General features: G+C 42.3%; 11 protein-coding genes. 5 read left to right on the forward strand and 6 right to left on the reverse strand.

Going from position 1 to position 7,859, the window contains the following annotated elements; genetic code table 11:
* Positions 1 to 113 precede the first annotated feature (113 nt).
* A complete protein-coding gene (locus tag ABES03_RS13790) occupies positions 114 to 698 on the forward strand; it encodes a YdcF family protein (protein WP_430117833.1) in 585 nt (194 codons plus the stop codon).
* A 40-nt stretch (positions 699 to 738) separates the two neighbouring features.
* Positions 739 to 1,266 carry an NUDIX hydrolase gene (locus ABES03_RS13795; RefSeq protein ID WP_430117834.1) on the forward strand — a complete coding sequence of 176 codons (528 nt, stop codon included), beginning with the start codon at positions 739 to 741 and terminating at the stop codon, positions 1,264 to 1,266.
* 62 nt (positions 1,267 to 1,328) lie between these two features.
* On the opposite strand, the gene ABES03_RS13800 is transcribed toward ABES03_RS13795, so the two are convergent.
* A complete protein-coding gene (locus ABES03_RS13800; protein WP_430117835.1) occupies positions 1,329 to 1,511 on the reverse strand; it encodes a hypothetical protein in 183 nt (60 codons plus the stop codon).
* Between the two features lie 215 nt (positions 1,512 to 1,726).
* On the opposite strand from ABES03_RS13800, the gene ABES03_RS13805 reads away from it, so the two are divergent.
* Both ABES03_RS13805 and ABES03_RS13810 read left to right on the forward strand, forming a co-directional pair.
* On the forward strand, positions 1,727 to 2,782 hold the full coding sequence (locus ABES03_RS13805) for an aromatic acid exporter family protein (RefSeq protein WP_430117836.1): 1,056 nt from the start codon (positions 1,727 to 1,729) through the stop codon (positions 2,780 to 2,782).
* Between the two features lie 267 nt (positions 2,783 to 3,049).
* The gene (locus ABES03_RS13810) at positions 3,050 to 3,553 is read left to right on the forward strand and encodes a cytochrome c-type biogenesis protein CcmH (protein WP_430117837.1); all 504 of its coding nucleotides are present in this window, start codon (positions 3,050 to 3,052) and stop codon (positions 3,551 to 3,553) included.
* 53 nt (positions 3,554 to 3,606) lie between these two features.
* Here the strand turns inward: ABES03_RS13810 and ABES03_RS13815 are convergent, their stop codons facing one another.
* The 4 genes from ABES03_RS13815 to ABES03_RS13830 all read right to left on the reverse strand — a co-directional run bounded on the left by ABES03_RS13815 (position 3,607) and on the right by ABES03_RS13830 (position 5,440).
* Positions 3,607 to 3,744, reverse strand: a complete 138-nt coding sequence (locus tag ABES03_RS13815) for a YvrJ family protein (protein ID WP_308082283.1) — start codon at positions 3,742 to 3,744, stop codon at positions 3,607 to 3,609.
* Between the two features lie 72 nt (positions 3,745 to 3,816).
* Positions 3,817 to 4,035, reverse strand: coding sequence for a DUF2922 domain-containing protein (locus ABES03_RS13820; protein WP_309867653.1), 219 nt, complete (start codon positions 4,033 to 4,035; stop codon positions 3,817 to 3,819).
* 36 nt (positions 4,036 to 4,071) lie between these two features.
* Positions 4,072 to 4,290 carry a DUF1659 domain-containing protein gene (locus tag ABES03_RS13825; protein WP_430117838.1) on the reverse strand — a complete coding sequence of 73 codons (219 nt, stop codon included), beginning with the start codon at positions 4,288 to 4,290 and terminating at the stop codon, positions 4,072 to 4,074.
* A 175-nt stretch (positions 4,291 to 4,465) separates the two neighbouring features.
* Positions 4,466 to 5,440: a hypothetical protein gene (locus ABES03_RS13830; protein ID WP_430117839.1), complete on the reverse strand. Its 975-nt coding sequence runs from the start codon at positions 5,438 to 5,440 to the stop codon at positions 4,466 to 4,468.
* A gap of 220 nt (positions 5,441 to 5,660) precedes the next feature.
* Here ABES03_RS13830 and ABES03_RS13835 point away from each other — a divergent pair, with 220 nt between their 5' ends.
* On the forward strand, positions 5,661 to 5,834 hold the full coding sequence (locus tag ABES03_RS13835) for a hypothetical protein (protein WP_430117840.1): 174 nt from the start codon (positions 5,661 to 5,663) through the stop codon (positions 5,832 to 5,834).
* A gap of 41 nt (positions 5,835 to 5,875) precedes the next feature.
* Here the strand turns inward: ABES03_RS13835 and ABES03_RS13840 are convergent, their stop codons facing one another.
* Positions 5,876 to 7,609 (reverse strand): phospho-sugar mutase, encoded by a 1,734-nt coding sequence (locus ABES03_RS13840; protein ID WP_430117841.1) that lies wholly within the window; start codon positions 7,607 to 7,609, stop codon positions 5,876 to 5,878.
* Positions 7,610 to 7,859 lie beyond the last annotated feature (250 nt).

A 7,859-nucleotide genomic window follows, 5' to 3' on the forward strand; every position in this document is an offset into this window, starting at 1 on the left:
GACAGTCCCCCAGCGCTTTAGCGCGCCGGGGGACTGACCCCACCTTTTTGTTTGAAGTTGACCGTCGGAAAGGATATAGTGAAAGTTAGTAAATTGGTAAGGATGGAGAGGTCATGGTCAAACGAAGATGGGGTCTTTTTGTAGCTTTATTTTTTGTGATTCTGCTAGTTTTTGCTGTTGTTAACGCAGGGAAGTTTCTTGTAGTTGACGAAAAAATCCAAAAGTCAGATGCGATTATTGTGTTAAGCGGAGACAAAGGGGAACGGGTGGAAAAGGCGGCAAAGCTATATCATCAGGGCTATGGTAAATACTTTGTCATTTCAGGTGGGATTACTTATAACGATGTAACTGCTGCCCAGTTAATGAAAGATCACGCCCTCCAGCTCGGTGTACCAGAAAGTGCAATTATTCTAGAGGACCGTGCCGACAGTACCTATGAAAATGCGGAATTTACCAGGCAGATCATAAAGTCCTATCCCATTCACTCTGCCATTGTTGTTTCATCCAATTTTCATATGAAACGCGTCAAAATGATTTTTGACCGTGACTTTAAAACTAGCAAGATCAAGCTTTATTATGCTAGCGCAAAGGACCCTCATTTTGATAAAGCGCATTGGTGGAGCAACAATAAGAGTATCATGATCACGATTACCGAGTATTTAAAGATGACTGGATATGCAATGGGGAAGAATTATTAAGAAACAACACTTATCAATTCAATTAAAAGGAGGAACTAACATGGTCTGGAAAGTAAAAAACTCCACTTCTGCAAAGGTGGATAGGTTTGGGATTGCGATTGATCAGGTGGTCTTGCCAAACGGCGAAGAAAAGACTTTTTCCTATTTGGATTTTGCAAAAGGAGTCTGCGTGATTCCCATCACGGAAAACAAAGAAGTCATCTGTCTAAAACAATACCGCCATGCCATCAAAAGTTGGGAATGGGAGCTTCCGGCTGGGATGATTGACTCCACCGACCCAACTCCAATCGACAGTGCCAAAAAAGAACTTGAGGAAGAAACAGGTTTTGTAGCGGAGCATTGGCTGGATTTAGGCAGCTTTTATCCGTCTCCAGGCTCGACAACAGAGGAAATCTTCTTGTTTGCCGCAGCCGGCTTAACTCCTTCTGTCCAAAATTTAGAAAGCAGCGAACAAATTGAGCTGCATTATCTTTCAATGGAAGAATTAAAGGAATTGATTAGCCAAGGCGAATTCAAGCATGGTGCGGGATTGGCTGCTGTCTTAAGATATAAATTTTTGACTGATTAATCACTATTCGTTTCAAACAAACAAAAAGGAGGGCTTCAAGCCCTCCTTTTTATGTTCCTCAATTATTTAACATCAAGATAACGATCATACAGCTCAAGACATTCGAGCAACTCTGATCTATACACCATCAACGCTTTTCTTACAATCGCATTATGGCTATTGTTTGTAAGCTCCTCGTTACATTCGTCCAGATCTTTTTTCTTCAACACCGAAAGTTCACTAAACATAAAATGAAGATTCTCCACCTTTTCCACTCTCCCCAACATATCAAGCTTCTAATCTAATGTTCTCCTATAAAAGAGTATTGCCGAAAAAGACAATAAAAATACTGGGGACAGTCCCCCATTACGCTAAAGCAGTGGGGGACTGTCCCCACAACATTAAGAAATGGTGTGAATGGCCCATATTTCGTTAGAGTACGATATAATATAAAGAACTAGGCTCGAAGAGGGTAGGTATTATGGGGCTTCTAAAAAGGAATAAATTTGTTGGTGGACGGATCGTTAAGACAGGAATTGCCGTCCTGTTAACGTCAGTTATCTGTTACTTGTTAAAATGGCCGGAGATGTTCGCTGTCATCACAGCAATCGTCACGATAGAACCGACCGTTCATGACTCTATAAAAAAGGCATTTATTCGATTTCCTGCTTCTGCGATTGGTGCAGCGTATTCGGTGCTTTTTACGTTTGCCCTAGGGGATACGCCGTTTACCTATACATTGGTTGCTTTAGGAACCATTATCACCTGTAATGCTCTTCGGCTACATGATGGGATTGTTGTTGCTACACTAACAGGGGTCGCGATGATCTCTACCGTCCATGATCAATATGTAGTTTCTTTTTTGGTAAGACTGGGAACAACCACCACAGGCTTAATAGTATCTTCCTTAGTCAATCTCCTTGTGATTCGTCCAGATTATTCGGAGAACATTATTATAAATATCCAACAGCTTTTTAACGAAGTAGGTTCTTTCCTTGAAAAAAGAGGGCAGGAAATTTTGAGTTATCAGCCGCTCCATAAGGAAACAACCTTACAATTTAGGAAGCTAGAAAAAGATATAGAAACTATTGAAACACTGTGTAAATACCAGAAAGAAGAATGGAGGTATCACCCGTTTACTCGTGACCAAGTGAGGATCTTCCACTACGAATATAAAAAGTTAATGGCATTGCACCAATTGATTTATCATTTAGGGAATTTAAAGGCTCTTTCTGCAAATAAACTGTCACTTACAGAGGAAAATCGACAAGTAATACTCGCGACAATTGACTCCTTGAAAGCAATCCTTTGTCATCAACCATTTGGAATTCCTGATTCTCATCACAAGTTAGTTAAAGAGCTGGTAAAACAGTTTCGTGATGCTCAGATGGAACAGAAGGAACAAAATGGAGAGCAAGACCATCACATTATCCAACCGGAAATCGTGCTCCTATATGAGTTACTAGCAATTAATGACGTGCTAGACGAAATCAAAATGGGGACAGTCCCCCACTGCGCTAAAGCAGCGGGGGGCTGACCCCAATATTAAATATGCAATCACTCCAGCTGTGCTCTCATTTTTATATAGATTTAGAAAATGAAATGGGAAAGAGGTTGTAGTCCATCTTTTTAAAATCCTGAAAATGCATTATAAATAGCTTCATATCAACCGAAAATGACCCTTTTGGGCTATATTGAACCTATTCTACGAATCTTTTATGAAAGCTGGAAATCGTATTGCCCGCCACAGATTTGTAAGCTAATGTAGCCTTAATAGGTATCGATTTTCATGGAGGTGTAAAATATGAAGCGATTGGTAGTAGTAATGGGGTTGTTCCTTCTTATCATGGTGACGACAGTAAACCTTGCGAATATAGAAGCGAAGTCGAAGACTAGCATTAGTTACAGTGACCCAGAGTTTAGGGCTACAGTGAGCATGCTGGCGATGGATGGACACAGCAACGACGATCTGTCATCCTGTGCGGTCAAGCAGGAATACTATAAAGATGTAGCGGAGATGTTCGATAAAGGGATGACGAGACAGGGAATCCTAGACTATTATGAAAACGAACTAGGCGTACAGGCGTTACTGTATCCTCCCGCAAAAGGGTTTAATCTTACGCTTTGGATGACACCATTTCTTTTATTAGCAGTCGTCTCTATTCTATTATTTTTTATTATAAAAAAATGGAAAAGAAATCGCTCTAAACTTGTCATGGCGGATGGCGTGGAGTCGGAAGTAGAACATGAGACAGAAATTTACATAGCTATGATTGAAGAAGAACGGAAGAAAAAGAATTTCTATTAATATAAAAAAACCACCCAACCTCTGTAAGAGTTAAGTGGTTCTGATTCAGGTGATCATGCCTTCATGCGATCGGGAAGATTCTGTATTGATTGGACCACCATATCTAGCTTCGACTCAATTCGATAAAGCAGATACAGGGTGACAACTATGGGGAATCCCACCTCACTGATGAGCGGAATGATTTGTTCCACGAGTGCTCACTCCTTTCTAGGGACAGTCCCCCACTGCGCTAAAGCAGTGGGGGACTGTCCCTTATCCTAGCATTAAACTAGCTCGTAATCTGTTACATTACGCTCGACGATTCTTGCTCCTTTGACGTCAGCAAGCTTTCCGCTATTAGTGGAAAATACGTCGGCTGCGATGATCTGTGCCATCGATAGCTTCACGACTTCTTCATCGACCGGCTCTTTTGGATTTTCAACCGAAATTCGTGCGGTCTTTCCAAGCTCCGTACCGAATTCCAACTCCAATGTTTTTGCCATTCTAATCACCTCCATTCATTAATTTCATAAGAGTTATTACGCAATAATATTAGTGCTGTCATTGCGCTCTACTTTGTTCAGCGTGTCATTACATAACACACTGATTGCTTGTGCAGCCTGAAACAACTGGTCAGTGGTTGCTCCGCTTTTCACGTTGCTAAACGTTTTTGCACGAAGAATTGGATTTCCTTCTTCATCTATCCCGTTTTCAAACACCATTCGAAGCTTTGTCCCTTCTAATAACGCTTGTGCCATCTCGCTCACCTCCTTTCACCCTTTATATAGTGAGTTAGAGGCGAAAAAGACAGGCTAGGGAAAAATTTTTGGGGGGACAGTCCCCCAGTACGGTGCTGCTTTACTGTGCCGGGGGACTGTCCCCAACCAAAAAAAGGCCCCTTTTATCAAAGGGCCTTAACCAAAAACAAAAAACTTATTCTCCTTCAGATCCCCAAGTGATCATGTATGTGTCTTCGTCGTTGTTAATGTAGATATAGACTTGTCCAGCCTCGACTTCACCATTTTGCTTAGCTTGAGCGACTAAGTCATTTAACTCTGTTTCTGTTAATGGAATTCCTACCGCAAGAGCTAATTTATTAAATAGGTCTCCGTATGCAGGGGCTCCCATAATTAACCCGTCCGGCATGACGAATCCGATCGATTCCTCACCATAAAATAAATCATAGGCATCTGATTCTGCGTCAAATTTCACTGTCACGCCGTATGGAGCAGCCAGATCAGAAACTTTTTTTAATGTGTTATTTTCTACGATCACAGCTCCGTCCGCACCAATGACTTTTCCTTCAATCGTTGTATTGGTTGCCATGCCTGTGCTATAGAAGAAATATGTTTTTCCATTAATAACGTTCCAACCAAGTACCATTTTTCCGCTAGAAAGATTTAAATAGTACCACTTGCCGCCTGATTGTAACCAACCCGTTCTCATTGATCCGTTTGAATTCAAGAAATACCAGTCTGAACCGATTTTTAACCAGCCCGTTTTCATTGATCCGTCTGAATTCAAGAAGTACCAATCTGGACCAATCTTTAGCCAGCCTGTTTTCATTGCGCCGGAGTTATCAAGGTAATACCATTTATTTGAAACATAGACCCAACCTGTTTTCATTGCGCCACTTGTAGTGAAATAATACCATTTGTTGTTGACTTGAACCCAGCCCGTTTTCATGATGCCTGATGCATCAAAGAAGTACCACTTACTATTTAGAAGGAGCCAGCCTTTTTGGAGTGCCCCGCTCGCATTGTAGTAAGTCCAGTAGCTACCTTTTTTTACCCATTGATTTTGGTACTTAGCAACCGTTGTACTACTGGTTGCAGCAAAGGATGAAACAGGTGAAGAAAGTAGCGTTAAACCAGTAACCAAGGCCACAGCCTGTAATGTCTTTTTCATTTATTTGCCCCCTATATATCTAGTACATACTGCTTCATTCTACTATCCTAGTATATATATAGTAAATGGTACATTTTGAGGAAAAGAAGGGAGGAGTTGGAGGGAGAGAGGAGGTCTGTTTCCCGTTAGGAAAAAGAAAAATTATTTTTCACACCCCCTGTAACCAACTCCCTAGTAGAATCGTCATAATTATAAAGACCTATATAGGTGGTGATAAACCATGAGGCAGTTAGATCACATTGCTTTTAAGCAACAAAGAGCCCAGCAAATCTACCGGGAGCAGCTTAATAAAAAGAAAACGGTGCAAAAAGAAAAACGGGACGTCATCGTATTTGTTATTTTCATTGGCTTGGGAAGCGCGGCTTTAGCGTTGTACGAGGTCTTTTTCCATTAAAAAACCCTTGCCTACAAAAATAGACAAGGGCTCAAACCAAGTTATCCTACAATTTCCTGAACTCTGTTCATAACCGCCGTTTGAATGGAAGACAACTTCAGCTGGCTGTCCTCTAATGACGTACCTTTCACCGCAAAGTAGAACTTTGCTTTTGGCTCCGTGCCTGAAGGACGTAAGCAGAACCAAGATCCATCTGCTAAGTGGTACTTCAACACGTTCGAACGAGGGAGGTCAATCTGGCTTTCAGCGCCATCAGCCACTCGGATAGAAGTAGCATAATCCTCAATCGCCGCAACTTCGATTCCAGCCACTTCACTCATTCTTTCCGCTCTAAATGTCTCCATCAAACTAACAATCTGCTCCGCGCCGTTTTTACCCTTCAAGGTAATCGACTGAAGTGATTCCTGATAGAAACCGTATTTTTCAAAAATCGCCAGCAAACCTTCGAACATGGTCATGCCTTTTGATTTATAATATGCCGCTACCTCTGCCGCAAAAATCGCTGATTGAACGGCATCCTTATCACGGACGAAATCACCGATCAAATAGCCGTAGCTTTCTTCGTAACCGAATAGGAAGGTGTGCTCGCCGGTCTGCTCAAACTCATTGATTTTTTCACCGATGAATTTAAAGCCTGTCAGTGTATCCATCGCTTGAACACCGTAGTGCTCGGCAATCGCACGACCGATTTCAGACGTAACGATCGTTTTAATTACGACGCCATTTGCAGGCAATGTTCCTTGCGCTTGTTTTTGTGATAACAAGTACTCAAGCATAAGAGCGCCCAATTGGTTCCCTGTTAAAACCGTATACTCGCCGGCACTATTTTTCACGGCTACACCTAAACGGTCTGCATCCGGATCTGTTGCCATTAGTACGTCCGCACCGATTTCGTCGCCTACTTTAATCGCTAATTCAAAGGCTGCATGCTCCTCCGGATTGGGCGATTTCACTGTTGAGAAGTTGGCATCAGGAAGTTCTTGTTCCGCCACCACTGTTACGTTTTCAAATCCGAATGCCTTCAGACCGGCACGAACGGGCTTGTTCCCCGTACCGTGTAATGGAGTAAAAATAACTTTCAATTCCTTTGCCACGCTAGCGACGATTTCAGGGTTCAGTTGAAGCGTTTTTAACTGCTCGACATAGGCGTTGTCAATTTCTTCGCCCACATAAGTCAGTAATCCACTTGCAAGCAATTCCTGCTCTTCAGCCACTTCGACCGCTAACTCGTTTTCAACCAGGTTCACATAGCGGATAATCGTGTCAGCTGCTTCAGGAGGAAGCTGCCCGCCGTCTTCACCATACACTTTAAAGCCGTTATATTCCGGAGGGTTATGGCTCGCTGTGATGACAGCGCCGGAAAAGGCATGTAAGTAACGAACCGCATAGGAAAGGACTGGTGTTGGACGAAGCGCATCAAATACATACGCCTTCACGCCGTGCTTTCCAACCGTCTTGGCTACTTCTAACGCAAATTCAGGAGACTTATGACGAGAATCATAAGCAATCACGATCCCACGTTTCATGGCTTCTTCGCCCTGTTCCACGATATATTGAGCAAGACCTTCTGCAGCTCTGCGGATCGTGTAGGTATTTAAACGGTTAGTCCCAGGTCCAAGCTCACCGCGCATCCCACCTGTACCGAATTCCAGATGTTTATAGAAGCTATCCTCTAACAGACCTGCGTTATCCTTAATCTCTACTAACTTGTCATTTAAATCTTTTTCTAATTCTGAAAAAGAGAACCATTTATCTGCATGTTGTGTCCAATTCAAAAGCCATCTCTCCCTCTTTTTTTCCTCTTTTAAGAATAAACCCTGTCCGGAATTTGGACAAGGTGTATTTGCTCACATGACAAGAATGTATAAAATTCGACTTCGAGAATTGTCTAGCTCCAGCGCCTAGCCAGTTTTCATCCTGAATAATCTAACTTGAGTATCTTGTAACAATCATGGCTTGATAAAGCGATGATTGTTACAGCTCGGGTCAAATGTTCTTCTGCAAGTAAAGTCAAAGAGCGACTTT

The organism is Neobacillus rhizosphaerae (genome assembly GCF_050477885.1).
GTDB classification, from domain to species: Bacteria; Bacillota; Bacilli; order Bacillales; family Cytobacillaceae; genus Neobacillus; species Neobacillus rhizosphaerae_A.

What these genes read in the sequence shown, in the direction of transcription:
- ABES03_RS13790 (WP_430117833.1), top strand. Translation starts at nt 114, where the DNA reads ATGGTCAAACGAAGATGGGGTCTTTTTGTAGCTTTATTTTTTGTGATT.
- ABES03_RS13795 (WP_430117834.1), top strand. Translation starts at nt 739, where the DNA reads ATGGTCTGGAAAGTAAAAAACTCCACTTCTGCAAAGGTGGATAGGTTT.
- ABES03_RS13805 (WP_430117836.1), top strand. Translation starts at nt 1,727, where the DNA reads ATGGGGCTTCTAAAAAGGAATAAATTTGTTGGTGGACGGATCGTTAAG.
- ABES03_RS13810 (WP_430117837.1), top strand. Translation starts at nt 3,050, where the DNA reads ATGAAGCGATTGGTAGTAGTAATGGGGTTGTTCCTTCTTATCATGGTG.
- ABES03_RS13820 (WP_309867653.1), bottom strand. Translation starts at nt 4,035, where the DNA reads ATGGCAAAAACATTGGAGTTGGAATTCGGTACGGAGCTTGGAAAGACC.
- ABES03_RS13825 (WP_430117838.1), bottom strand. Translation starts at nt 4,290, where the DNA reads ATGGCACAAGCGTTATTAGAAGGGACAAAGCTTCGAATGGTGTTTGAA.
- ABES03_RS13830 (WP_430117839.1), bottom strand. Translation starts at nt 5,440, where the DNA reads ATGAAAAAGACATTACAGGCTGTGGCCTTGGTTACTGGTTTAACGCTA.
- ABES03_RS13835 (WP_430117840.1), top strand. Translation starts at nt 5,661, where the DNA reads ATGAGGCAGTTAGATCACATTGCTTTTAAGCAACAAAGAGCCCAGCAA.